The sequence below is a fragment of the Selenomonadales bacterium 4137-cl genome (assembly GCA_032334055.1).
GTDB lineage: Bacteria > Bacillota > Negativicutes > Sporomusales > UBA7701 > Anaeroselena > Anaeroselena agilis.
Map to the genome: position 1 here is coordinate 4,145,884 of JAUOZS010000001.1, position 24,003 is coordinate 4,169,886.

The 24,003-nt window shown below is 60.0% G+C and carries 20 protein-coding genes; all 20 read left to right on the forward strand.

Going from position 1 to position 24,003, the window contains the following annotated elements; genetic code table 11:
• Positions 1 to 8: 8 nt before the first annotated feature.
• The 20 genes from flgA to lpxD all read left to right on the forward strand — a co-directional run bounded on the left by flgA (position 9) and on the right by lpxD (position 23,926).
• On the forward strand, positions 9 to 983 hold the full coding sequence (gene flgA / locus Q4T40_21275) for a flagellar basal body P-ring formation chaperone FlgA (GenBank protein MDT8903769.1): 975 nt from the start codon (positions 9 to 11) through the stop codon (positions 981 to 983).
• Between the two features lie 10 nt (positions 984 to 993).
• On the forward strand, positions 994 to 1,587 hold the full coding sequence (locus Q4T40_21280; protein MDT8903770.1) for a flagellar basal body L-ring protein FlgH: 594 nt from the start codon (positions 994 to 996) through the stop codon (positions 1,585 to 1,587).
• Positions 1,588 to 1,605: 18 nt separating this feature from the next.
• Complete coding sequence (locus Q4T40_21285; protein ID MDT8903771.1) at positions 1,606 to 2,709, forward strand: flagellar basal body P-ring protein FlgI; 1,104 nt, start codon at positions 1,606 to 1,608, stop codon at positions 2,707 to 2,709.
• Positions 2,710 to 2,721: 12 nt separating this feature from the next.
• Complete coding sequence (locus tag Q4T40_21290; protein MDT8903772.1) at positions 2,722 to 3,045, forward strand: rod-binding protein; 324 nt, start codon at positions 2,722 to 2,724, stop codon at positions 3,043 to 3,045.
• 35 nt (positions 3,046 to 3,080) lie between these two features.
• Positions 3,081 to 4,496, forward strand: a complete 1,416-nt coding sequence (locus tag Q4T40_21295) for a phosphodiester glycosidase family protein (protein ID MDT8903773.1) — start codon at positions 3,081 to 3,083, stop codon at positions 4,494 to 4,496.
• A 45-nt stretch (positions 4,497 to 4,541) separates the two neighbouring features.
• Positions 4,542 to 4,850 (forward strand): biotin/lipoyl-binding protein, encoded by a 309-nt coding sequence (locus Q4T40_21300; protein MDT8903774.1) that lies wholly within the window; start codon positions 4,542 to 4,544, stop codon positions 4,848 to 4,850.
• 16 nt (positions 4,851 to 4,866) lie between these two features.
• Complete coding sequence (locus Q4T40_21305) at positions 4,867 to 6,825, forward strand: SpoIVB peptidase S55 domain-containing protein (GenBank protein ID MDT8903775.1); 1,959 nt, start codon at positions 4,867 to 4,869, stop codon at positions 6,823 to 6,825.
• A gap of 547 nt (positions 6,826 to 7,372) precedes the next feature.
• A complete protein-coding gene (locus Q4T40_21310; GenBank protein MDT8903776.1) occupies positions 7,373 to 8,146 on the forward strand; it encodes an ABC transporter permease in 774 nt (257 codons plus the stop codon).
• A 9-nt stretch (positions 8,147 to 8,155) separates the two neighbouring features.
• Positions 8,156 to 8,926: an ABC transporter ATP-binding protein gene (locus Q4T40_21315; protein ID MDT8903777.1), complete on the forward strand. Its 771-nt coding sequence runs from the start codon at positions 8,156 to 8,158 to the stop codon at positions 8,924 to 8,926.
• Positions 8,916 to 10,193 carry an MlaD family protein gene (locus tag Q4T40_21320; protein ID MDT8903778.1) on the forward strand — a complete coding sequence of 426 codons (1,278 nt, stop codon included), beginning with the start codon at positions 8,916 to 8,918 and terminating at the stop codon, positions 10,191 to 10,193. The genes Q4T40_21315 and Q4T40_21320 overlap by 11 nt, the downstream gene beginning before the upstream one ends.
• Positions 10,194 to 10,325: 132 nt before the next feature.
• Positions 10,326 to 11,624 carry a TolC family protein gene (locus Q4T40_21325; protein MDT8903779.1) on the forward strand — a complete coding sequence of 433 codons (1,299 nt, stop codon included), beginning with the start codon at positions 10,326 to 10,328 and terminating at the stop codon, positions 11,622 to 11,624.
• Between the two features lie 192 nt (positions 11,625 to 11,816).
• A complete protein-coding gene (locus Q4T40_21330; GenBank protein MDT8903780.1) occupies positions 11,817 to 16,262 on the forward strand; it encodes a translocation/assembly module TamB domain-containing protein in 4,446 nt (1,481 codons plus the stop codon).
• A gap of 6 nt (positions 16,263 to 16,268) precedes the next feature.
• Positions 16,269 to 16,925 carry a sigma-70 family RNA polymerase sigma factor gene (locus Q4T40_21335; GenBank protein ID MDT8903781.1) on the forward strand — a complete coding sequence of 219 codons (657 nt, stop codon included), beginning with the start codon at positions 16,269 to 16,271 and terminating at the stop codon, positions 16,923 to 16,925.
• 141 nt (positions 16,926 to 17,066) lie between these two features.
• Positions 17,067 to 17,633, forward strand: coding sequence for a hypothetical protein (locus Q4T40_21340; protein ID MDT8903782.1), 567 nt, complete (start codon positions 17,067 to 17,069; stop codon positions 17,631 to 17,633).
• A gap of 21 nt (positions 17,634 to 17,654) precedes the next feature.
• Positions 17,655 to 19,430: a BamA/TamA family outer membrane protein gene (locus Q4T40_21345; GenBank protein ID MDT8903783.1), complete on the forward strand. Its 1,776-nt coding sequence runs from the start codon at positions 17,655 to 17,657 to the stop codon at positions 19,428 to 19,430.
• A gap of 97 nt (positions 19,431 to 19,527) precedes the next feature.
• On the forward strand, positions 19,528 to 20,823 hold the full coding sequence (locus tag Q4T40_21350) for a hypothetical protein (GenBank protein ID MDT8903784.1): 1,296 nt from the start codon (positions 19,528 to 19,530) through the stop codon (positions 20,821 to 20,823).
• A gap of 85 nt (positions 20,824 to 20,908) precedes the next feature.
• Positions 20,909 to 21,376 carry an OmpH family outer membrane protein gene (locus Q4T40_21355; GenBank protein ID MDT8903785.1) on the forward strand — a complete coding sequence of 156 codons (468 nt, stop codon included), beginning with the start codon at positions 20,909 to 20,911 and terminating at the stop codon, positions 21,374 to 21,376.
• A gap of 69 nt (positions 21,377 to 21,445) precedes the next feature.
• Entirely contained in the window at positions 21,446 to 22,363 is a 918-nt protein-coding gene (locus tag Q4T40_21360; protein ID MDT8903786.1) for a hypothetical protein, read from the forward strand.
• Between the two features lie 51 nt (positions 22,364 to 22,414).
• Positions 22,415 to 22,837, forward strand: a complete 423-nt coding sequence (locus Q4T40_21365) for an OmpH family outer membrane protein (GenBank protein MDT8903787.1) — start codon at positions 22,415 to 22,417, stop codon at positions 22,835 to 22,837.
• Positions 22,838 to 22,900: 63 nt separating this feature from the next.
• Positions 22,901 to 23,926 (forward strand): UDP-3-O-(3-hydroxymyristoyl)glucosamine N-acyltransferase, encoded by a 1,026-nt coding sequence (gene lpxD / locus Q4T40_21370; protein MDT8903788.1) that lies wholly within the window; start codon positions 22,901 to 22,903, stop codon positions 23,924 to 23,926.
• Positions 23,927 to 24,003 lie beyond the last annotated feature (77 nt).

A 24,003-nucleotide genomic window follows, 5' to 3' on the forward strand; every position in this document is an offset into this window, starting at 1 on the left:
TGAAAGCCGTGGGTAGAATCCTGGTGATGCTGGCGATTCTGTGTTTTTACGCCGCACCCGCGTGGGCGGCCCCGGTAACGGTCGCGGTGAACGCCGAGGCCACCGTTGCCGGCCCGCTAATGACCCTCGGCGATCTGGCGACCATTACCGGCGACGACAAGGAAAGAGTCAAGGCGCTCGCAGCCATCAAGCTCGGCGACGCCCCCTCGCCCGGACACCGCCTGGCCCTGACCAGCGACGCGCTGGGCGCGCGGTTGGCCGGCTCAGGCGCCGATCTGAGCGAAATCAACTGGCTTGTGCCGCCGACGATTGTCGTGACCACCGCCGCCCAAACGGTCGGCGGCGACAGACTGCTGGCCGTGGCTACCGAAGCCCTGCGGGCCCAGCTGGCGACGGCGGACGGCGATATAGAACTCGCGATAGCGCCGGTCGGCGCGACGTCCGACGTCATGGCGCCCCTCGGCAGCGTCGACATCAAGGCGGAGTTTCCGGCCGGCATCCGCTTCAACGCCCCCACCACAGCGGTGACCGCTATCAGCGTCGACGGACGGACGTTTACGACCGTAAGCCTCCGTTTCAACGTCAAGGCCTTTCAGCAGGTGGTGGTGGCGGCGCGCAACATCGCAGCCCGTGAGGAGATAACGCCCGACTGCGTCCGCACCGAGCGCCGCGAGATCGGCAGGATGGCCGGCTACATCACCGACATCGGCAAAGTCGTCGGTCTTGCCGCCCGCCGCCCGATAACCGCGGGCACGCCGCTGACAGAGGCGGCCGTGGACAAGCCGGTGATGGTCAGGCGGGGCGCGGCGGTAATCATTGTAGCGAAGGCAGGCGGCATGATCATAACCGCTGGCGGCCGGGCGATGCAGGACGGTCGCGAGGGCGAGGCGATCCGGGTACAGAATGTTACTTCCAAGCGGATTCTAAGCGCCCGGGTGGTTGACCCGAATACCGTCCAGGTAATAATTTACGGTGGAAGGTGAAGCAACCGTGATGTCGAATATTTACATAAAGGCAATAATTCTGTCGGTCGTCCTGGCGAGCGCGCTGCTGGCTCCGCTGCAGCCGCCGGCTGAGGCCGCCTCGCTGTGGAGCGAGCAGAACAGCCTGTTCGGCGACCGCAAGGCCCGCGCTGTCGGCGACAGTCTGACGATCATCATCAGCGAGTCGTCCGTCGCCAGCCGCACCGGCAACGCTGCCAACTCAAAGTCCGCCAGCACCAAAGCGACCGCCGGCACCGGAGTGTTTAAATGGATTGATAACGCCGGCACCAGCGGCAGCGACAGCTTCAAAGCTGAAGGCAAGATTACCAACAGCAACTCCGTAACCGGCCGGATCACCGTCCAGGTGACGGGGGTCAAGCCGAACGGCAACCTTGAGGTGTCCGGGACGCAGAGCATCAAGCAAAACGGCGAGGAGCAGAAGATAACCATCACCGGCGAGGTGCGCCCCGAGGACGTCAGCGTCGACAACTCCGTGATGTCGTACAACGTAGCCAACGCCCAGCTCAAGATCGACGGCAAGGGGCCGATCGCCAACAAGCAGCGGCAGGGAATCCTCACCCAGATATTTAATTTCCTGTTCTGACCGGGAAGGGATAATGTGATGCGCAGATTGATCGTCTTCAGCCTGATAACGATGCTGCTGGCCGCGAGCGCCGCTCCGGCCCTGGCCTACGGGCCCCGCATCAAGGACGTTGCCAAGCTTCAGGGGGTGCGCAGCAACCAGCTCGTCGGCTACGGTCTGGTCGTCGGCCTGGCCGGCACGGGCGACTCCGACAAGAGCACCTTTACCGTCCAGTCGATCGTCAACATGCTGAAAAACTTCGGTATCACCATTTCCACCTCCCAGCTTAAGCCCAAAAACGTGGGGGCGGTGATGGTGACGGCGCAACTGCCGCCGTTCATCAAGCCGGGCGATACCATCGACATAACTGTTTCCTCCCTGGGCGACGCCAAGAGCCTCCAGGGCGGCACGCTGCTGCAGACTCCGCTCAAAGCCGCCAACGGTGCGGTCTATGCGGTCGGTCAGGGCCCATTGTCGGTCGGCGGTTTTTCCGCCGGCGGCGGGGGTGCCAGCCAGCAGAAAAACTTCCCCACCGTCGGTACAATCCCCGGCGGCGCAATCGTCGAACGCGACGTTCCCACCCAGTTCGAAGCCGGCGGCAGCGTTGTCTTCGTCCTCAACAAGCCTGACTTTACCACCGCCAGCCGCATTTCAGAGGCTGTCGACCGCCGCTTCGGCCCGATTTCAAGAGCCAGCGACGCAGGCTCGGTATCGGTATTCGTCCCGCTCGAATACACCGGCAACCTGGTCGGCTTTATCGCCGCCCTGGAAGAACTGCCGGTCACTCCGGACAGCGCCGCCAAGGTCGTTGTCAACGAGCGGACGGGCACCGTCGTAATGGGCGGCAATGTCACGATCGACACCGTAGCCGTGGCTCAGGGCGGGCTTACCGTGCGCGTTTCCTCATCGACCGAAGTTTCCCAGCCGCCACCCTTTTCGGGCGGATCGACGGTGGTTACCCAGAACAAGTCGGTCGACGCCAAGGAGCAGCAGGCGCCGCTCATAGTCCTTCCGGCGACGGCCAACGTCAGCGACCTCGTCAGTGCCCTCAACGCGGTGGGCGCCACCCCCCGCGACGTGATTTCCATCCTCCAGGCCATCAAGGCGGCCGGCGCGCTTCACGCCGAGCTACAACTCATATAGGCGGTGAGGGACATGCAAATCAAAGGACCGGCAGACGCCGCGGGGGCAAAAGCGCCCACCGGGCGGGATGCCAAGGAGGACGCCAAGCTTAAGGCGGCCTGCACCGAGATGGAAGCCGTCTTCCTAAACCTCCTGCTGAAAGAGATGCGCAAAGCGGTGCCGAAAGGCGGTCTTGTAGGCAACAGTTCCCAGGAAGACATCATGCGCTCGCTCCTCGACAGCGAGCTCACCAAAAATATGGCGCAATCCGGAGGAGTTGGCCTGGCTGATATGCTCTACCGCCAGCTCAGCCCCAAAGACGCGGTAATCGACAACAAAGGCCAGGCACCCCGTTAGTGCTTGGCTTTTTACCATCAAGAGGAGGGAAGGATTTGACGAAGTTTCGACGCAGCATCTGCCTTCTACTGGCTGCATGGATAGTGGCGGCTTTGGCTCTTGCCCAGGCTGCGCCGCCAGCCGTTCAGAAAGTCCGCTTCCATCAGACGCAGGAGAAGGTACGGGTGGTTTTCGACATGACTGCCGTGCCGGATTTCAACGTTACGCTGGAAAAGGACCCGCTCCGCCTCCTCATCGATATGCCGGCTGCTGCCGCCAAAGGCGCTCTTCTCAAGACCGCGCTCAACGACCCTTTCGTGGCCGCGGTGGAAATCCAGGACATCGGGCCCGGCCAGGTGAGGCTGGCCATCAACCTCAACATGATGGTGGGTTACAAGGTTTTCAAGCTTGCCAAGCCGGCGCGCCTCGTAGTGGATCTGTTTAAAAACTATGACCAGAAGAAAGAGGAGCAGATAAGACCGGGAATTAAGTATACTTTCTGGCAGCGGAGCCAGCCCTCCGGGCCGATCCAGGCGCATATCCTCCTGATCGACCCCAGGGCCGGGTTGGCTCTGCAGCCGGTTCTGTCCAACGGGGCGGTGGCGGGCTTGGAGACGCTGGCGTCCATGAGCGCGGGCGCGAAGGCGATTGCGGCCGTTAACGGTTCTTACTTCGCGCTGAACGGCGAGATTATCGGCCTGCTTAAGATCAACGGCGAAATCGTCAGCTCGCCCAACATTGCGCGGACGGCGGTGGGGATTTTTCCCGACGGCCGGATAGCCTTCGACCAGGTCAACTGGCAGGGCTATGTCGAATTTCCCGGCGGGCGGGCCGAACTCAACGGCGTCAATCGCAGCCGCGGCGACGATGAACTCATCCTGTACACCGGCTACTTCGGACCGTCTACGGGTACCAACGCCTATGGCGCCGAATACGTGCTGAATCAGGACGGCGTGGTTACCGCCATCGGCCAGGGCAACACATCGATCGAGGACGGTTGCACGGTCCTGTCGGCCCACGGGGTGGCCGCCAAAGAACTCGCCGGCCTGAAGGTGGGCGACAAAGTCACTGTCAGCCAGAGCCTCGGGCGGGAATGGGACGCCGCCGTCCACGCCCTCGGCGCCGGACCGATGCTGATTAAGGATGGCAGCATTTACCTTACGACCAAAACGGAGGAATTCGGCAGCGACGTCGCCGGCGGCCGCGCCCCCCGCACTGCCATCGGTCTGACCAAGGACGGGCAGCTTCTCCTGGTGGTGGTCGACGGCCGCCACGCCGCAAGCTCCGGCCTGACCCTGCTTGAGTTGGCCCTGTTTATGCAGGAGCTGGGAGCGGTGGATGCCATGAACCTCGACGGCGGCGGTTCCAGCCAAATGGTCATCTACGACAAGGTCGTCAACCGCCCCTCGGACGGCCGCGAGCGCAAGGTGGCGGACGGTCTGGCGATCGTTCCCGGCAGCCTTGCGAAATAGCGGTTATAATGTATAATGGTTAATAAGAAACGGAGGTGGGGAGAAATGTTCCGACCCAAAAGTGTAGCCGCTCTAACGGTGGTATTGGTTTTGGCGGTAGCGGCCTGGGCGATGGCGGCCGGCCCGCTTGTCGACCAGAAAGGCGTGCTGTCGGGCCGCGTGTTGGCCGATGGCTTGGCCGTGCCCGGCGCCGGCGTGCGCGAGGGTGACGTCCTGGTAAGGGTCGAAGGCCTCGCCGGTCCCGCGATCGCCGTCAGGGCGAATATTGACGGGAAAGTAAAGGAAGTGCTGGTGAAACCTGGCGACACGATCCGCACCGGCGACGTACTGGTGAGAATCGAGCCTCGTAAATAGGGAAAGGATTGATTGAATGGCGTTCGTGTTCAGGTTATGCCGGGTAGCGCTGCTGGCCATGCTGCTGACGCTCCCGGCGGCAGTGGCCGCGGCCGCGCCCGAGACCATGCCGCTGGAGGAAGTCCGCGCCGGCATGCAGGGCATCGCCAGGACGGTGGTGTCCGGGACCGATATAGAAGAATTCGGCATCGAAGTCCTAGGGATTATGAAGAATAAGGGTCCATCCGGCGACCTGATTCTTGTCCGCACATACGGCGATCTCATCGACCGCACCGGCGGCATTGCACAGGGGATGAGCGGCAGCCCGGTATACATAGGCGGCCGACTGGTCGGCGCAATCGCCTATGGCTGGTCGTTCACCGATCATAAGATCGGCATGGTGACGCCGATTGCCGATATGCTGAAACTGTGGGAACTGCCTGCCCCCAAACCCCGCGTTCCCGAGGTGGAGCAAATAAAGTTAGTCGAACCGGAACCCGAGTCCGGCGATAAGCCGGAGGAAAAACAACCCGACGACCGTAAGCCGCCGGCTAAAGACGGCGTGGATAAATCGGGACAAGACTTGAAAGACAAAGTGACGCCGCTCATGGCTGCCGGGTTCGGCGAGCGGGCTCTGGCTTTCCTCACCGATAAGCTCCGGCCTCTTAACCTGACGCCGTATGCGGTCGGTGAATCACCCGAAGGCACGGAGTACGCCCCCCTTGAGCCGGGCAGCGCGGTGGGCGTGCAGCTTGTCCGCGGCGACGTAAGCCTGGGAGCGATGGGGACGGTCACCTATACCGACGGCAACAAGATACTGGCTTTCGGCCACCCCTTCCTGAAGAAGGGCAACACCGGGTACTTCCTAACGAACGCGTATGTTTTCACGACCGTTAAAGGTCTGGAGAATTCCTTCAAAGTTGGCGCCATCGGCCCGGCGGTGGGGATAGTGGATCAGGACCGGGGCGCCGGTATCGCCGGACAACTGGGTGTATATCCCAGCGTCGTTCCGTTGAGGGTAAACGTCACCGACCGGGCGTTAGGCACATCGCGTGACGCCATCATCCAGGTGGTTCAGGACGAGCAGCTTTTCCCCATACTGACTGCCGCTTCGGTGTTGAGCATCCTTGAGAAGACGGCCGACCGGGTCGGCGCCGGCACGGCGAAAATCACCTTCGAGATTTCCGCCCGCAACATGCCGGGCGATGTGTTCAAGCGCGAAAACATGTTTTACAGCCCGGCCAACATCGGCGAGATGGCGATCAGCGAACTGTACGAGCTCATGGCCCTCCTGGCCGCCAATCAGTTCCAGGCGGTCGACGTCATCGACGTGCAGGTAGACGCTACGGTTGACCCCGAGCGGCGCACCGCCACCATCATGGAAGCGCGCTCCAACGTCGCCTCGGCCAAGCCGGGGGAAAAGATCGAGATTGCGGTCAGTCTCAAACCGTACCGGGGAGAGATGATAACGGTCAAGGTCCCCTTCACCATTCCCAGGAACCAGCAGCCCGGCCCGTTGACCCTCGAGGTCCGCGGCGGCGGCATGGTTCCCCTAATCGAGCTGCTGGCCAAGCGCCAGCAAGGAGAGGAAGAATTGCTCCAGACCTTCGGCAAGCTCAAGACCAAGACCTTCGACGACATGATCAAGGAATTGGCCGAGCGGGACCGTAACAACGACATTGTCGTGGAAGTGCTCAGCGGCGAGGCCGGCGAACTGCTCGGCGGCATGGGGGCCTCGAAAGCGCCGTCCACGAAGCTTGACCCCATCCCCAGGCCCAACGCTGAAGCCGGCCAAAATCAGAAGGCGCTGCGACTTGGCAAGGGAGCCGAAGGATTCAAAAAGCCGACTCCCAAAAGCACACTCAGCACCGAATATATAATCGACAGCGATACCCAAGTGCTGGTCAACGTGGAAAAGAGCGATATCCCCCCCGGCAAGGCGGTGCTCTACGAGTGGAAGGTTACCCAAAAAGACGAGCAGGAACAGACCTTATAAGGCTCGGTAATCAGTCCCCCGGCGGATTTATTCCCCGGGGGATTTTCCCTGTTTAAGGGGCTCCTGCGGGCTACAGAGCGAAAAGGGATTATTGGGGCCCGCCCGTATATTACGCCTCGCCGCCAGTAGCGATAAGGAGGAGGGCCGGCGGCTGCAGGGGGATAGGATTAGCGGCGTTTCGGCACGGGCGCCCGTGAACACGCCTCCTTGAGTAGTTAATATTGTTATTAATGTAATAACAATATTAACAGTAAAAACTAAAAGACCGACTGGGGCGGACTGGGTGAAACAGCCTGCGTGGTGGGGCGGCAACCAGTAAATACCCGCCGGCAAAGGCAGGCGGTAAGCAGGGAAATAAGCGAATGGCATTGAATATAAAAACAGTTTAAGAAACGCGGGCGTGGTCTGAATCGCCGGTTGCCGCAAACCATGCCGTTGCAGGAAATTGGTCTAAAAGTAGTCTGCCTGTACGTAGAATGTACCGTCCGCAGCCCGAATAAATTGCGCCGGCAAGAGCCTCGCGGCGCCGGCGATGTGAGGTCGACCCATGTTTATAACCCTGCTGGAGCGGATAGGACGACAAGCGATCGAAATCCTTGAACATACCGGGCGGGTAGTGCTGCTGGTCGGCCAAACGCTCGCGAGCATGAGGCGCTCGCCCAACCTGAGACAGGTTCTGCGCCAGATGGCTCACCTAGGGGTCGACTCGCTGCCTATTGTCGCCCTCACCATGCTGTTTACCGGCATGGTTATGACGGTCCAAATCGCCCACGAATTTATCAAATATGGCGCCCAGTCCTCGGTCGGCGGGGTAGTGGCGATCGCAATGGGGCGTGAGCTGTCCCCGGTACTCACGGGCGTGGTGGCTGCCGGCAGGGTAGGAGCGGCCATCACGGCCGAAATCGGCTCGATGAAGGTGACCGAACAGATCGACGCCCTGCGGGTGATGGCGACCAACCCGGTGGCCTACCTGATAGTCCCCCGGCTTATCGCCTGCGTGCTGATGCTGCCCGTCCTTGTGATTTTCGCCGACATGATCGGCACGGTCGGCGGCTATCTTGTCGCGACCCTGTACGCCGGCATCAATTCTTTTACCTTTCTTCACTCGATAAAGGTATTCGCCGCGGTCAACGACGTGACCGGCGGGCTTGTCAAGAGCATGTTCTTCGGCGCCATCATCGCCATCATCGGCTGCTACAAAGGCCTGACGACCGCCGAGGGGGCCGAAGGGGTGGGTAAGGCCACCACAGGCTCGGTGGTCGCCTCGATGATCCTGATTTTTATCAGCAATTATTTCCTGTCGCTGATACTGTACCGCTAGGGGTGTGCCATGATTAAGCTCGACAACGTAAGCATGGCGTTCCGCGGCAGGCCGGTGCTGGACAATATCAGCCTGGACATCGCCGAGGGCGAAATAATGGTGATCATCGGGCCCAGCGGGTCGGGCAAGAGCACCATCCTGCGTCTGATGATCGGTCTGCTGAAGCCGCTGGCGGGCAAGATATGGATCGACGGACAGGAAATCTCCGGCGCCAGCGAGGAAGAACTCAACATCATCCGCCGCAATATGGGGATGGTGTTCCAATACTCGGCCCTGTTCGACTCGATGACGGTGGGCGAAAACGTCGCGTTCGGTCTGCGGCAGCATACCGCGCTGTCCGAAGAGGAGATCGCCAGGACGGTGCGACGACGGCTGAGGATGGTAGGCCTCAACGGCCAGGAGAGCGTCATGCCCAGCGAACTGTCGGGGGGCATGAAAAAACGCGTCAGCCTCGCCCGGGCGATCGCCATTAATCCGCAAATCGTGCTGTACGACGAGCCAACAGCCGGGCTAGATCCGATAATGTCGACGACCATCGACCGCCTGATATGCAGCACCCGCCGCGTTCTGAACGTGACCTCGGTTGTCGTCACCCACCATATGTCAAGCGCCTTCAACATCGCCGACCGGATCGCCATGATATACGACGGCCGGATAATCGAAATCGGTACGGTCAGCGAGATTAAGAAATCGTCCAACCCCATCGTGCAGCAATTTATCCATGGCTGGGCCAAACCCGGCGAATTCGCCAAAAGGAGGTCGAGAAGAAGTGAATCTTAGCACCGAGGCCAGAGTGGGCGCAATATCTTTGATCGGTCTGCTGCTGCTGGGTTATATGATCGTCTATCTCGGCGGCATTTCGTTCGGCGAAAAGGGTTATCCGGTCCAGGCAGTGTTCAGCGAGGTCGGCGGCCTCAAAGAGGGTAACGTCGTCCGCTACGCCGGCGTGGATGTCGGCAGGGTCACCGGCGTGCGCGCCGGTGACGGGGGAGTGGAGGTGCAGCTCAGGATCAATCCGGGCGTCAAAATCCCCGCAGGCTCGAAGTTTACCATCGGCACCGACGGGCTGCTGGGGGAAAAGTTCGTCAACATCGTGCCGCCGCGGAAGACATCGGGCTATTTACAGCCCGGCGCCACCGTGGCCGGCGAGGACCCCCGCGGACTCGATCAACTTGTGAGTTCGGCCGACAAGACGCTCGTCGATCTCCAGAAACTCATTCAATCTCTCAACGAAGTGCTCGGCGACGATAAAGTCAAGGCGGCCATGAAGACCACCGCCCTCAACGCCCGCGAGATAACCGAGCGTCTCAACGAGTTCAGCGCCTCCCTGGCGAGGATGGCCCGCAATAACGAGCAGGACGTAAACACCATGGTCGGCAACCTGCGGGAGGTATCCGCCAACCTGAAGAACGTGACCGCGAGGGTCGATGCAATGGTGGCCGCCGTCGACAACAAGGGCCAGACGGCCAAGGACCTCAAGGAAACCATCCAGAACCTCAAGAAGGCCAGCGTACGGGTGGAAAAGATCGCCGCGTCGGTGGAAGACCTCGTGACCGACCCGGAAACGGCTAAAAATATCAAGGAAACGCTTCGTAACGCGCGTTCGGTCAGCGAGAAAGCCAACAAGATGCTTACCAAGATCGAAAACGTCAGTGTCGAGACCGGTTTCGAAGTGCTGCGTAACGGCCATACCGACAAGTACAGAAGCAACGCCGACGTCCGTATCAACACATCGCCGAGCGATTTCGCCGTCATCGGAGTGAGCGGAATAGGCGATAACCAGAAAACCAATTTCCAGATTGGCAAGGGCGACGCCAATTTCGCCGCCCGCGCAGGCATCGTCGAGGGCAAGGCGGGGATCGGGGCGGACACCAGGCTGGGCAAACAACTGCGCCTCTCGCTTGACGTATACGACCCCAATGATGTGCGGGTCAAATTGCGCACCCAATATGAGATTGCGCCCCACACCTTCATCGTCGGCCAGACCGACAGCCTCAACAAGCAGCCCAGCCAGAACACCTACGTGGGACTGCGCCACACCTTCTAGATTTTCTGTTGACACGCCCCTGTTTAAAACACTATAATGAGAATTGGAACTGACTAACCAGTCAATCGCCTAACAAAAGGAAACCGGGACTGCGGTTGCCGCCGCAGCTACATACGGTCAGGAGGAGTAACCATGACGCATCGGAAACTGGGAAAGAAGACTTTGGCGCTGGTGGCCGGAGGCTTGATGCTGATGAGCGCCGTAGCTTCTGCCGCGCCGACGGAGCTTACGCTTGAAGAGAGCATCGCCTTGGCACTCAGGAACAATCCGACGATGAAGATCGCCGAGGCCGACAGGGATAAGTATTCGTGGGCGGTGCGGGAGGCCCAGGCAGGGCAGGGGCCGACCCTCAGCTACAGCCACAAGGACGCTCGCGCCAAAGCGGCACCGTCTACGTTGGTGCCCAACCCCTCGCCGGTCAACGATTTCGACAACACCGTCAGCCTGTCACTGCCGATTTATAGCGGCGGAAGGGTCGACGGCGCCATCGGCAAGGCGGAATACGACTTCAAGGCAGCCGACCTGGGGCTTGCCAAGACCAAGCAGCAGCTCAAGCTGGATGTGACCAACGCCTATTTCAAAATGCTGCAGACCCGCAACCTACTGCAGGTCAAGCAGGAGTCGGTGGACAACCTGACAGCCCATCTGCGTAACGTCCAAGCACAGTATGAGGTAGGCACGGTCGCCAAGTCGGACGTGCTCAGGTCCGAGGTCGAGCTGGCCAACGCCCAGCAGAGCCTGATAACAGCTCAAAACGACTTCGATCTTGCCATGGCAAGCCTTAACAACGTTGTCGGGCTGCCCCTCGACACCGAGATAAAGCTTAAGGAAGAGATGAAGTACGAGCAATCAAAGCTGACCCTGGCGGATGGGATCAACTTCGCGATGCAGTACCGTCCGGATGTTCTTCAGGCCGATTACGCCCTGAAGGGCGCCCAGGAAACCGTCAAGGTGGCCCGCAGCGGTTTCCTGCCGACTGTTACGCTTAGCGGCGCCAACAACTGGACCGACAGCAAATTCCCCGGCAGTAAGAATAGAAACTGGTCGGTGTATCTGACGACTTCGCTGACACTGTTCGATACAAACCTAACACTTTCCAAGGTCAAGGAAGCGGAGGCCGGCGTTGTCAAGGCCAACGAACAGTATCGCCAGACAAAGGACAGCGTTTCCTTAGAAGTGCGCCAGGCGTATCTCAGCATGAAGGAATCGGAAAAGCGCATCGAAACGAGCCAGGTGGCGGTTGCGAAAGCCGACGAGGACTTTAAAATCGCCCAGGTCCGCTATAACGCCGGCGTCGGCACCAACCTTGACGTCATCGATGCCGAGCTCGCGCTGGCCCAGGCCAAGACCAACTATATCCAGGCACTGTACGACTACAACACCAGCAAGGCCAAACTCGACAAGGCCATGGGCGTAGCCGTCAAGCAGTAACGAGTGCATCTGGCCGGGGCGAAAGCTCCGGCTTTTTCCGACTTACCGCATAATTTGGTAATAATCCACAAATTACCGGTTACACTAAGAGGCAGCGTTGTCTGAATTTTATTACCAGCGTCTATTTTAAAGGAAGGCAATCGCCCGCGTCGAAATTAGACAGTGACCAAGACTTTGATGCGGGAGGCACATATGCGACAAAAAGCCATAGTACTGGCTTTGGTGGCTTTGGTTGTTGCCAGTGTAGCCGGCGCTTTTATAATGAACAAGAGCCAGACCGTCATGGCTGGAATGAGCGATAGGCTGGAGACGGAATTGACCAAGGCATTGGGAGTCCCTGTTTCGGTAAAAAGCCTCGAGATTTCCTGGCTCAATAAAGTATTGCTCAAGGATGTCGCCATTCGCGACGACCGCGGGCAGTTAATCGCGGCGGCGGAAAAAGTGACGGTTGTATTCAACCCGCTGACCATGCTCCGCGGCACGGACACGATAGAGGCAGTCGGCGAACTGCTTCTCGACGACCCGCAGATTTTTCTCGAACGCCGGGCTGACGGAAAGTGGAATATTGACGACTTGTTGGACAAGACCCGTTCGGGCGATTCGGCCTTCAACGGCAAAGTAACCATCCGCAAGGGCACGGTGACGGTAAACGTACCCGACGGCCGCTGGCGGCTCGGCGATATCGACGCAGCTTTCGATTTTGCCGACAAGCCCGATGTCGCTCTTCAGCTTGCGGCCAATTATAACGGGGCGCCGCTGGAAGTGGCGGGACGCGTCAGCCGTGACGGGTCCAGCATGCTGGCGCTCGGTGCGACCAATCTTGACATCGGTGGGCTGGAGGCTTTGGTGCCGGCCGATTTGGCCGTAAAGCCGGCCGGCGGCCGCATTGCCCAGGCGCAGGTAATCGTGCGGCGCGACAAAGGCGAAATCACCTACGCAGGCGAGGCCAAACTCGACGGCGTGAATGTCGACGTCGGCGGCGTAACGGTGAGCAGCGCGCGGGGCAGCGTGGCTTTCAGCGACAAACAGGTTTTTCTGTTCCCAATTGCCGCCAGGGTCTACGGCCAGGACATCGAACTCAGGGGTAAAATAGCGACCGACGCCGCCGAACCGGTCCTCAGCCTGACGGCGAGCGCCAAGAGTTTCGACCCCGCGGCCCTGGGCCGGGACATCCCGTTTAAAGGCCCGCTGTCGTTCACGGCCGTCATCGGCGGCTCTCCGACCAGGCCCGTGGTCAGTGGCGAGGTGCGTCTCGACAAGGGCGAGACCAACGGTTGGGCGATCGGCAACGCGGCGGCCAAATTTGCGCTGGTCGAATCGGTGCTGACAGTCAAACAACTGGACGCCGATATGTTCGGGGGCCGGATAAGCGGCGCAGGCACCATCCTGCTCGACAAGCAAGACTACAACCTGGCGGTCAGCGGCCGCAAGCTCGACTTGGCGGCGCTTCCCAGCCTCGGCGTTGATATATCCGGACGAGTCGACATCGACCTCCGCCTGGAAGGAACGGGCAATCTGGCGTCCGCTAAAGTGGACGGCTCGGTCCGGGCGGCGGACGGCTGCATCGACGGCATACCTTTTGCTACTCTGTCCGCCGGCTTATACAAGGCAGGCGCCGTCTTGACGATCGACTACATAACCGTCGGGTTTTCCGGCTCGGGAGTGATGACAGTCAAGGGATCGGCAACGGACGGCCGGTTGGCTCTGAACTTTTTCGGTCAGGGCGTGCCGTTGTCCCTGCTGGCCGACAAAGCGGGCGGCATCGATTTGTCCGGCGCTGCCGACGTCGAAGGCAGGGTGGAAGGCACGACCGCTTCGCCGAAGGCCACGGCCCGGTTCACCGCCTACAACGGCAGGGCGCTTTACCAGCCCTACACGCTTGCAAAAGGCGGACTGACTGTAACGCGCGACACCCTTACACTCGAAGAGGTGGAAACGCTGAGCACCGTTACCCGGCAAGTGGTCAACGGCAGCGTCGGCCTGAACTCACCACGCGACAACCTTACCTTCAAAGAGGTGGAAACGCTGAGTGACGTTACCCGGCACTTGGTCAACGGCACCATCGGTCTGACCGGTGAGCGGGAGCTGAACATCACCGTCGCCACCCGTCAGGCGAGAGCGGAAAACCTCGTTAATTTGATCTTGCCAGGGGAGAAGTTGACCGGCAACGTCGACAACGAGCTGACGATTACCGGTCCCCTCGCCTCCTTTACTGCCGAAGGCCATATCAAGCTGACCGAAGGCAGCTTCCGCGGCCAGCTTATCGCCCGTGCCGAGGGTCATTACCGTCGGCGGGCGGGCGTCACCGAATTGCGTGATTTTATTGTGAATTCGCTGGGAGCCGAGGTGCGGTTCGCCGGCACGATCGCAGCCGACAACAGCCTTAGTCTCGATGTGGCGGCCAAAGACATCGACCTTGCCGCCGTCCATGTAAAGTTTCCTTATCCGGTAGCCGGGCGGGCCCATTTTTCCGGTAGGCTTACAGGCACGCCCTCCGCACCGGTGTTCAGCGGCGGAATTACCGCCGCAAGCTTGAAACTTAACGGCCAGGAACTGACCGACATCACCGGCGAACTAAGCGTCGACAGCGATCAGCTCGCCGTGCCGCGTTTCGGGTTTTCCCTGGGAGAAGGCAAGTTCACCTTCTCAGGTGGGATAGGGTTCGCGGCCGAGAATATTTACGGCGACCTCAGCGCGAGCAACGGCAGCGTCGCCGCCCTGCTGGCCATCTTCAACATCCCCGCCAAAGATATCGACGGCCAGCTCGACGGGCACGTCAGCCTCGGCGGCACGGTAAACCGGCCCGATATGTGGCTGACAGGCACTTTAACCAAAGGCAAGATCAAGAATTACCCGCTCGATAACATCGAAGCCGACATTGCCCTCCACAACAACGTGGTGACGGTCAACCGTTTTTACGCCAAACAAGGCGACGGCGTGTTGGCGGCGCGCGGCACAGCCGCGCTCGGCGGGCCGCTCGATCTGGAGATTGGCGGCCGCTCCCTCGATGCCGGCCTCCTGACCGCCTGGCTGGATTCGACGGTCGATACGCGCGGTAAGCTCACATTCACGGCCCAGGTGACGGGAACGTCATACAGTCCCCACGCGGCCGTCTCGCTGGAGATAAACGGCGGCGGCGTGGCCAACGCCACTTTTGACGCTATGTACGGCCTGTTTATACTCGACAAGGGCAGCATCCACGTTAACCAGCTGATGTTTACCAAGGGCCCGTACCGGGCCAGCGCCTATGGGACCATTCCCCTGGCCGCCCTGAATCCTAAGGGAAGGGCCCAGGCGACCATCGCCGACCAAATGGATCTTAAGGTGCGCCTGGAGCAGGCCAACCTCAGCATTCTGCCCCTGCTCAGCAAGGAAGTTGCCTGGGCGACCGGCGAAACCAAGGGCGAGGTGACGGTCGGCGGAACCCTGGCCCAGCCGCTTCTAAACGGCAGCATTGTCGTGAATGATGGAGCGGTCAAGCTCAAATCGCTGGCCGACCCCATTCAAAAAGTGGGGGTTGATATTCAGTTCGAAGGTGATAAAATTAATATAATAACCTTCGACGGCAGCATGGGCAAAGGAACGTACCGCCTGACCGGGTCGGCAGCCATCAGCGGCCTTTCCCTGGCCGATTACCGCCTTCTGCTCGTGCTGGACAAGCTTGATATCAATCACAAATATTACAAAGGCCCGCTGGAAGGAACGCTCACCCTCAATTCCAGCGGCGGGAAGCCGGTCCTGGGCGGCCAGTTGTTGTTCGAGAATACGACGATCAACGTTCCCGTCGTGCCAGAGTTCTCGCCTTCAGGCCTTGACGTAGGGCTGGACTTGGAGATTGTCGCTGCCAAGAAGGTCAGGCTTTACAACTCCTATTTCTATGACCTGCAGGTGGAAGGCCGGGCGAAATTCGCCGGCTCGACGTCTTCGCCCGCCGCCTCGGGACACTTCGACGCCGTGCGGGGGACAGTAAGTTACCTGCACACGCAGTTTAGAGTAGACAGCGCCCGCGCCGATTTCATCCAGTTCAGGTCGCTCCTGCCTGTTATCAAGCTTTCGGCCGAGACCCGGCTGGAGTATACGAGAGTCAAGCTGACGGTCAGCGGGCCGCTCGATGCGATGCAGATCCGCCTGAGCTCCGAACCGGCGATGAGTCAGCAGCAGATATTGTCGCTCCTCACGTTGCGCAACCGTTATGCGGACAGGCAGAGTACAGCGGGCGGCAACCGGGACTCGGGGCTGGGCAGGGAAGAACTGATGAGCCTTCTCGACGCGGGGCTGCATGTAGCTTTTGTGGCCGAAGCCGAGAGCGCGTTCCGCAACTCCTTCGGGCTCGACGATTTCCGCCTTGTGCGCAGCACCCTGACCACCGAGACGACCACAACTACAAGCGGCAAGACCTCAGGAACGGCGTCAGGCTCCGCGAGTACTGCGTCGGCGGTCGCCGACCGGGAAGTATACAACATCGAAATCGGCAAGTATGTCACCGACCGGTTGTATATAAGCTACACACTGGGCATCGACCACAAGGAAACAAGCGCCTTCCTCCGGTATGACCTCAATCGCCGGTTCAGCGTAACCGGGGCGATAGACCAGTATCACCGGCGGCAGTTGGGCGTTGAAGCGCGATTCACTTTTTAAGCGGGGATGATTGAAGTGTTAAGCCAGTATCTGGCGGAACTCCGAAAAATACGCCTGCTCGGTGCCGCCGAAGAACGGCGGCTGTGGGAGGCTTACAAGGAGGCGGGCGATCTCGACAGCCGGCGGCAGCTCATCGAGCATTATCAGCCGCTGGTCTTCAAAGTCGCTCTCCGCTGGAAAGCCGATGACGCGGTTGTTATGGACATCATCCAGGAAGGGACCGTCGGCCTTATCGAGGCGGTGGAAAACTACGACCACAGCCGGGGGGTGGCGTTCAGCCTGTACGCCCTCCACCGGATCCGCGGCCGCATCGTCAACTTCGTCACCCGCGAAGGCAAGGCCAATTGCCTTTATATCGACAGCCCGCTTGAAGAGGAAGGCAGCCTGACCCTGGGGGATGCGCTGGTGGACGGCGCACCTGCGGTCGCTGTCCAGGCTGAGCGCAATTTCCTCGTGGAGCAGGTCCGCGGCGCTCTCGGCCGCCTGCCGGCCAACGAACAACTGGTGCTGTCGGGCATGTACCTGGAAGAGCGCGAGCCCAAGCAGCTTGCCGAAGCTCTCGATATGAGCCTGTCGCATGTCTACAGGCTTCATAAACAAGGGATCCGCAGGGCCCGCGGTCTATTGTCCAGACTTATGCAGGATATGAAGAGTTCATTATAGAGAAAAAAGGCTGAAAGAGGGAGAAAGAGCGACATAAACTCTCTTAATTGCCCAAATTGCTCTGATTTACCCGCGCAAGAGTGACCAGAATCTGGCCTCTTCCCATGACTATATATTGTGGCTATAATAGGAGTGGTGGAAATGGCGGATTTCAAACGGCATATGTTCCGGCACCTGCGTTCCGCCAAGGTCTGGCTGACGCGGGCGGAAGAGTCATTCGACAATAACAGCAAAATTCGCGGCGAACTCAACCTTATCTTAGCTCAGGCCGAGCTTCAGCACGCGAAGGAGGCAAGCCTCTTCCGGCAAGAGCGGCGTCAGTTCCCGCTCCTGCGCCAGGCTGCGCCTGTAGTTTTCGCCGCCACCATCGTTGCCGCCGGATTTGGGGCATACTGGGGGCTTAGCGAACGCCACACCGCCGTGCCGATTCCACTTGCCGCGCGCGAAGCCAAGACTAAGCCGGTGGTCCAGAAGGCCAGCGACACCTCCGTCCCGCACCGGGCTGAGGAGCAGCGACCGGCGATATCCAAGGCGACAGGCAATACTCCGCCGCAAACCATCCCGCCGGCCTATCGCCCGGAAAGCTTTGGGGCGCAACGTCCTGAAAGCATTGGACGGATGCAGGCGGCAGAAAAGGAGAACCTGCTTTCCCCGGATGAAATGAAAGACGTCATCCGGGCTGCCGGCAGATCGCTGCGCGGCCAGTAAACTTAATAAAGGAGGTTATGCATGAAAGCGAGGAGGCACTTCGGGCACCTGTTACTTTCAGCTGTGATCGCACTAGGGATCGTGCTCGGCTCCGCCGCTCAGAGTCATGCTGCCGACCTTACCGGGAAACGGGTCACCGCCGTAAGCGTCTCCGGCAACAGCAGCGTTTCGGAGGACGCCATCATGGCGGTGGTCAAGCTTAAACCCGGCGACACACTTAGTGCCGACAAGGTCCAGCAGGATTTGCGGGCGATTTACGAGCTTGGCAACTTTTTTGACGTAGTATCCAACTTCACCGAAGTACCGGAAGGCGTAAAGGTGGTCTACACGGTAATGGAAAACCCCGCCCTTAAAGACATTGTCGTCAAGGGCAATTCCAAGGTATCCACCGACAAGATCAAAAGTATGCTTACGGTAAATACAGGCAAGGTGCTCAATACCAAGGCCTTGAACGAAAACGCCCGCATCATCGAGTCCTATTATCACGACCAGGGCTACGTACTGGCGCGGGTGAGCGACGTCGCCATGACCCCCGGGGGAGTGCTGACCATCACCATCAACGAAGGGATGCTCGAAGGGATAACGGTCAAGGGCAACGAAAAGACCAAAACCTACGTCATCACCCGTGAGATGAAGGTCAAGCCCGGCGAAGCTTTCAACGTCAAGGACGCCCGCCGGAGCATGCAGAAGGTGTACAACCTCGGCTTCTTCGAGGATGTCAACATGAAGCTCAATCCCGGCAAACAGCCTAACTCCGTTATTCTCGAAACCAATGTCGTCGAGCAGAAAACCGGCGTTTTCTCCGTCGGCGGCGGCTACAGCCAGGGCGACGGCCTTATCGGCATCATCGAGGTCGGCGACAACAACTTCCGCGGCACCGGCGACAAGGTCAAAGTTCACTGGGAATTCGGCGGCAAAGCCGACTCCGGCCGGAACTACGAGTTCTCCTACACCCGCCCCTGGCTGGACAGCAAACAGACATCGGCGAGCGTCTCTTTGTACAACATGACCAACGAGTACTCCGATTACGGCTACAAAGGCGACGACCGGGCCGTAAGGTCGACCTACGACCGCAAGCGGCGGGGCTGGGACCTCACCCTCGGGCGGCCGCAGGGCGAGTACACCCAGAACTATATCACCTTCAAAAACCGTACCGACGACTATGTGAAATTCGTCTCCGGTCCGGTCGACTACAAGGCTGCGGCTGGCGCAACTAACTATGATGCAGACTATAATAGCCAGTGGCTGAAGGACAACTTCGGCCTGACCCGCAGCATCACGCTGGCGCGCGTGTTCGATTCGCGCGACAACGTCTTCAACCCCAGCGAAGGGACACGCTTCTCACTGTCGGCCGAATTCGCCGGCAAGGCGCTCGGCGGTGATTTCAGCTTCAACAAGTACACTGCGGAAGACCGCAACTATTTCAAGGTCGGCCATTCGCAGGTTGTCGCGGTCCGCCTGACGGCAGGCTACGCCGACGGCCGGATGCCCGACAGCGGCAAGTTCTACGTAGGCGGCTCCGACACTCTCCGCGGCTACAACGACGAGCAGTTCAAAGGCAACAAGATGCTGGCGGCGACGGCCGAGTACCGCTTCCCGATCGTCAAGAAAGTTGAGGGCGTGGTCTTCGGCGACATCGGCAACGCCTGGGACGGCGAAGGCTATAAGCTCAACGATCTCAAATCCAGCGTCGGCGTCGGCGTCCGCGTCACCACTCCCCTCGGGCCTATCCGGCTAGACTACGCCCGGGGCAAGGAAGGCGGCAAGACGCATTTCAGCTTCGGAGGCCAGTTCTAAAGAGGACAAGAGCCAGGTCTAGCACCTGGCTCTTGCTTTAATCCGGCTTATTTCAGGGCTGCAGGCAACTGCCCAGGGGATTCTCCTGTCCAGGGAGGTGGCGGCAATAAAGGCGCGACATTTCTTTGTAATAGCAGCGGCAGCGTCGATAATCGTGGCGGGCTGGAGCGGCATCGCCGCGGCCGCGAACGCCTCCGTGGAGGCGGTAACGGTCAGCGTGCGGGCAGGTGACGCTCCTCCGCCCAGCCGCGTCATCAAACGCATGGAACAAAGCATCGCCACCGTGGGCGACCACGTCCTGGCAGGGCGCAAAGTGGCCGACGTCGAGAGCGGCAAGGCGTCCTACGAGAAGCTGATCAAGGAGATCTTCGACCGCGTGCTCGTCGGCTACTCGGTACAGGAAGTGAACATCACCCCCGGCACGACCGCGCATATCGCCGTACGCATCCTGCCGTGGGGCGACATCGTGCGCAAAGTCGCACTGGAGACCGATCTCGGCGGCATCTCGCCCCAACTGGAGGAACTCTTCCGCAGCGACCTCGGCAACATCGAGGACAAGATCGGCCAGGTACTCATAGGTATGCCGGTGGATTCGGTCGATTGGGCGGGCAGCGTTTCCAAATCGGTCATCCGCGAATACCTTGCCGCCCAGTTGCCGGAGTTCAGGGCCAACATCGAGATAATCGCCGGACAGACGACGACGGTCAGGCTTTCTTTGGCGCCGGCGGGGCCGCTAATCAAGGATGTGCGGGTGACGCTGCGTTCGCGGACCATCCCCAACTTCCTTCTACTCGAAGCGCGCCCGGGTGTCGAAGACGCGGCCAGCCCCCTGCGCGGGCTGCCGGTGGCGTTCGTCGAACGGCACGGCGACTATTTTAAGGACATGCTCATGAGGGTCGCGTCCGCCCAGCCGGTAGTCGGGCGGTACAGCCTCACCCTGACGTCGGCGCTCAGGCCGGGGGTGACCACCGACATGGATTTAAGCGCGGAAACCACCAAATACAATGTGAAGCTCGAGGGCTACCTTGATATGGGGCGCAAGGAGAACGACACCTCGGCCCGCCTGCATGTAGGGCAGTACCTCGGCCGTCAGGACGAGCTCTTTATGGAAGTTACCTTCATCCCGGCTTCGGTAACCTGGGAGTTCGTGCCCGGGTGGGGACACCGCCTGGGACCCGCGACCGAGGCCGGCGTCAAGTACAACCTCAGCAGCAAGCAAGGTCTCTTCTGGCTTAAACAGGACCTTGACGAGCGCTGGTCGCTGCGCCTGGAGCGGACCCCGATAACGGGGGTCAACGAGGCGGGCCTGCGGTATAAACTGCACGAATTCCTGAGCGCCGAATATGTCATCACCAACAATAACCGCTGGCTGCGGCTGGTGGGGAATCTGTAGAATTTTTGTCCTTGAATGCCGCCCTCGTCCCTGCTATAATGAAGGAGTATAAATTCTGCCAAGAAGCGGAAAGAGGGGTAAGAAAGTGCTCAAAATCGAGAAGAAACAGGTTAAGATTATCTCCGTAGCTATCGCAGCGGTGTTTATGCTTAGTGTCGTTGGCATTGCGGTGTCGCAGACCGGCACCACTCAGGCTGCAGCAGCCTCCAACGTTGGCAAGGTAAATTTTGAAGACCTGGTAAGGGCCCATCCCGATTTCGCCAAATTCGCCGAAACCATGAAGGCTGAACAGGAGACGGCTCAGAAGGAATTCGACGCCAAAGCGCCTTCGATGGCCAACGACCAGGAAAGACAAGAATTCCTTATGCAGCTCCAGCAGCGCCTGCAAATGAAGGAGGCCGAACTCCTGAACCCGATTCGCGAAAAAGTCATGGCCACCATCAAAGAAGTGGCCGACACAAGGGGGCTGTCAGTCGTGATGCCGGCCGGCATGGTGATCTACGGCGGCCAGGACATCACCGACGACGTCAAGAAGAAGCTCGGCGGCAAATAACCGATACTTGTTTATTTCCGAGCCGGTCTTACTGTGCTCGGTTCTTTATTCCGAAAGGGAGGTGGTTTTGTGCGGAAGAATATGGCCAAGCTGATTTTTGTCGCCGCGGTTGCCGCCTCTCTGGTTATAGCAGGCTGCGGATCGCAGCAGGCTAAGACCACCCCGCCCCCCAAGTCTACCATCGGTCTGATCGTAATGGAAAAAGCGATCAAGGCCCATCCCAAATACGCGGAAGTCCAGCGCCTCCAGAAGGACTACGCCGCGCTCGCGGCCCGCATCGACGCCGAGAAAGCCCAGGGTCTCGCGGCGCGGGCGACGCTACCTGCGGCAGGAAGCCCTGCCGCCCTCGAACAGGCAGCCGCCAAGGAATTCGATGCCCGCATGGCGGCCAAGGAGGCCGAAGTCAAGACGCGCCTGCAGGCGGCCGCCGACCAGGCCAGCCGCGACGTGGCGGCCGAACTTGACGCCTACGCCCATGAACTCGACCAGCAATACCAGCCGCAGATATTTTCCATTCAGCTCAAACTGAAGACTGTTCAGCTTTCCAAAGAGGAAGCGGCGCCTCTGCAGGCGGAACTGGACAAGCTCCAAAAGGAACGGGCGGCCAAAATCTCCGCCCGCCAGAAGGAACTTCTCGCCAAGACAGACACCGTAATGAAGGGCAAACAAAACGAGGCTGAGCAGGAACTGGCCGCGTACGCCAAGGCCCTTAACGGTGAACTGACCGACAAGCTGGCAGCCCGGAGGGCCGAGATGGCGGCCCGCCTCGACCAGCCCGGCGCGGCCGGCGGTACGGCGGCGGCCGACAAGCTGGCCGCTACCGGCCGCGACATCGCGGCCCTTCAGGCGGCGATAATCAGCGACATCCGCGACAAAGCCGCAAAAGTCGCCAGCCAGTCGGGTCTTGACACGGTGCTCGTCGAAGTACAAGTAAACGTAAGCGCCACCGACATCACCGACGCGGTGATTGCCGAGTTTAAGAAATAAGCGCCCGGTGCATAATAGAACCGGGCAAGTATCGATAACGGGGGGATTCTTATGCGAAATAAAAAATACCTGATCTTTGCGGTCGCGGTGATCGCCGCGGCGGCCCTGCTGCTTGGAGGCTGCTCCGGCGGGACGGGCGCGGTAGGCATCCTCGACGTCAACAAAGTGATGAGTGACAGTCCCAAGGTCAAACAGCTCCAGGAACAGCTCAACACAAAAGCCAAGGAACTCAGCGACACGCTGGAAAAGGATAAAGCCAGCCTCAGCGCGGACGAGTTCCAGAAGAAACAGGAAGCGGCCTACGGTGACTTCCTGAAAATCAAGCAAGACCTTGAGGGCCAGGTCGACGCCAGCATCAAGCAGTCCGTCGATGCGGTGGCCAAGGAGAAGAAGCTGGGAGTAGTGCTGTACAAGAACAGCGTAGCTCAGGGCGGCACCGACATCACCGACGAAGTAATCAAACGGATGCAATAATCGATTAAGCCAAAGGGTTAAAGCCTTTGGCTTAACCTCTAATATTGAGTGGGAGTGTTTCCGTTGGCTAAAAGACTTAGTGAAATCGCCGCCCTGGTAGAGGGGATGGTATTGGGGGGATACGACCCCGAGATCGCCGGCGTCTCCAATATCGAGGATGCCGGGCCCCGGGACATTACCTTCGCCGTACCCCCGCACCTCGACAAGGCGGCCGCGTCGAAGGCGGCCGCGGTCATAGTGCCGGGCGACATTGCAGCGTATCCCAAGCCGGCTATCCGGGTGGCGAACCCTCGGGTAGCCTTTACTAAGGTATTGGAGCTTTTCACCCCGCCTACGGTCGTATCCCGGGGAGTTCACCCCACCGCCGTCGTCGGCAGGGGGGTTCGGCTCGGGAGCAATGTCGCCGTAATGGCCCACGCGGTCGTAGCCGACGACGCCGCCATCGGCGACAACACCGTCCTCTATCCTCACACTTATGTAGGCGAGGCCGCCACGATCGGCGGCGACAGCATCCTTTATCCCGGGGTGACCGTATACGCCGGCTGCCGTCTGGGAGAGCGGACGATCGTCCACAGCGGGGCGGTCATCGGGTCCGACGGCTTCGGGTTCGTCACCATCGAGGGCCGTCACCACAAGGTGCCTCAGGTCGGCAACGTGATAATCGAGGACGACGTCGAGATCGGCGCCAACGTAACCGTTGACCGGGCTACCACCGGCTCCACAGTCGTCAGGCGCGGCACCAAAATAGACAATCTCGTCCACCTGGCGCATAACGTCGTCATCGGTGAAAACTGCTTCCTGGTGGCGTTCACCGGCATCGCCGGCAGCACCAAGGTCGGCAACAACGTTATTTTCGCCGGTCAGAGCGGCGCGGTTGGGCACATCACCATCGGCGACAACTGCATTTTCGCCGGCAAATCCGGCGCCGCAGGCGACGTTCCGCCAAACTCCTTTTACGCCGGCTTTCCCGCCAGGCCCCATAAGGAATGGCTGCGGGCCGAAGCGGCCGCGCGCAGGCTGCCGGACCTGATGAAACAGGTGCAGGCCCTGGAGAAGCGCCTCGCCGCCTTGGAAAAACAAGGAAAATAACTGGCGGACAGATATTACCTTGTGGCAGAGGGCAGGATTGGCGGCCCGGGCGCAGAATAGTCTACTCAATGTTCTTC

Bases quoted from the DNA above. Each gene is read 5' to 3' on its own strand.
- Q4T40_21345 (MDT8903783.1), top strand. From the start codon at position 17,655: ATGAAAGCGAGGAGGCACTTCGGGCACCTGTTACTTTCAGCTGTGATC.
- Q4T40_21330 (MDT8903780.1), top strand. From the start codon at position 11,817: ATGCGACAAAAAGCCATAGTACTGGCTTTGGTGGCTTTGGTTGTTGCC.
- Q4T40_21335 (MDT8903781.1), top strand. From the start codon at position 16,269: ATGATTGAAGTGTTAAGCCAGTATCTGGCGGAACTCCGAAAAATACGC.
- Q4T40_21325 (MDT8903779.1), top strand. From the start codon at position 10,326: ATGACGCATCGGAAACTGGGAAAGAAGACTTTGGCGCTGGTGGCCGGA.
- Q4T40_21300 (MDT8903774.1), top strand. From the start codon at position 4,542: ATGTTCCGACCCAAAAGTGTAGCCGCTCTAACGGTGGTATTGGTTTTG.
- Q4T40_21280 (MDT8903770.1), top strand. From the start codon at position 994: ATGTCGAATATTTACATAAAGGCAATAATTCTGTCGGTCGTCCTGGCG.
- Q4T40_21305 (MDT8903775.1), top strand. From the start codon at position 4,867: ATGGCGTTCGTGTTCAGGTTATGCCGGGTAGCGCTGCTGGCCATGCTG.
- Q4T40_21365 (MDT8903787.1), top strand. From the start codon at position 22,415: ATGCGAAATAAAAAATACCTGATCTTTGCGGTCGCGGTGATCGCCGCG.
- Q4T40_21315 (MDT8903777.1), top strand. From the start codon at position 8,156: ATGATTAAGCTCGACAACGTAAGCATGGCGTTCCGCGGCAGGCCGGTG.
- Q4T40_21340 (MDT8903782.1), top strand. From the start codon at position 17,067: ATGGCGGATTTCAAACGGCATATGTTCCGGCACCTGCGTTCCGCCAAG.
- Q4T40_21290 (MDT8903772.1), top strand. From the start codon at position 2,722: ATGCAAATCAAAGGACCGGCAGACGCCGCGGGGGCAAAAGCGCCCACC.
- Q4T40_21310 (MDT8903776.1), top strand. From the start codon at position 7,373: ATGTTTATAACCCTGCTGGAGCGGATAGGACGACAAGCGATCGAAATC.
- Q4T40_21285 (MDT8903771.1), top strand. From the start codon at position 1,606: ATGCGCAGATTGATCGTCTTCAGCCTGATAACGATGCTGCTGGCCGCG.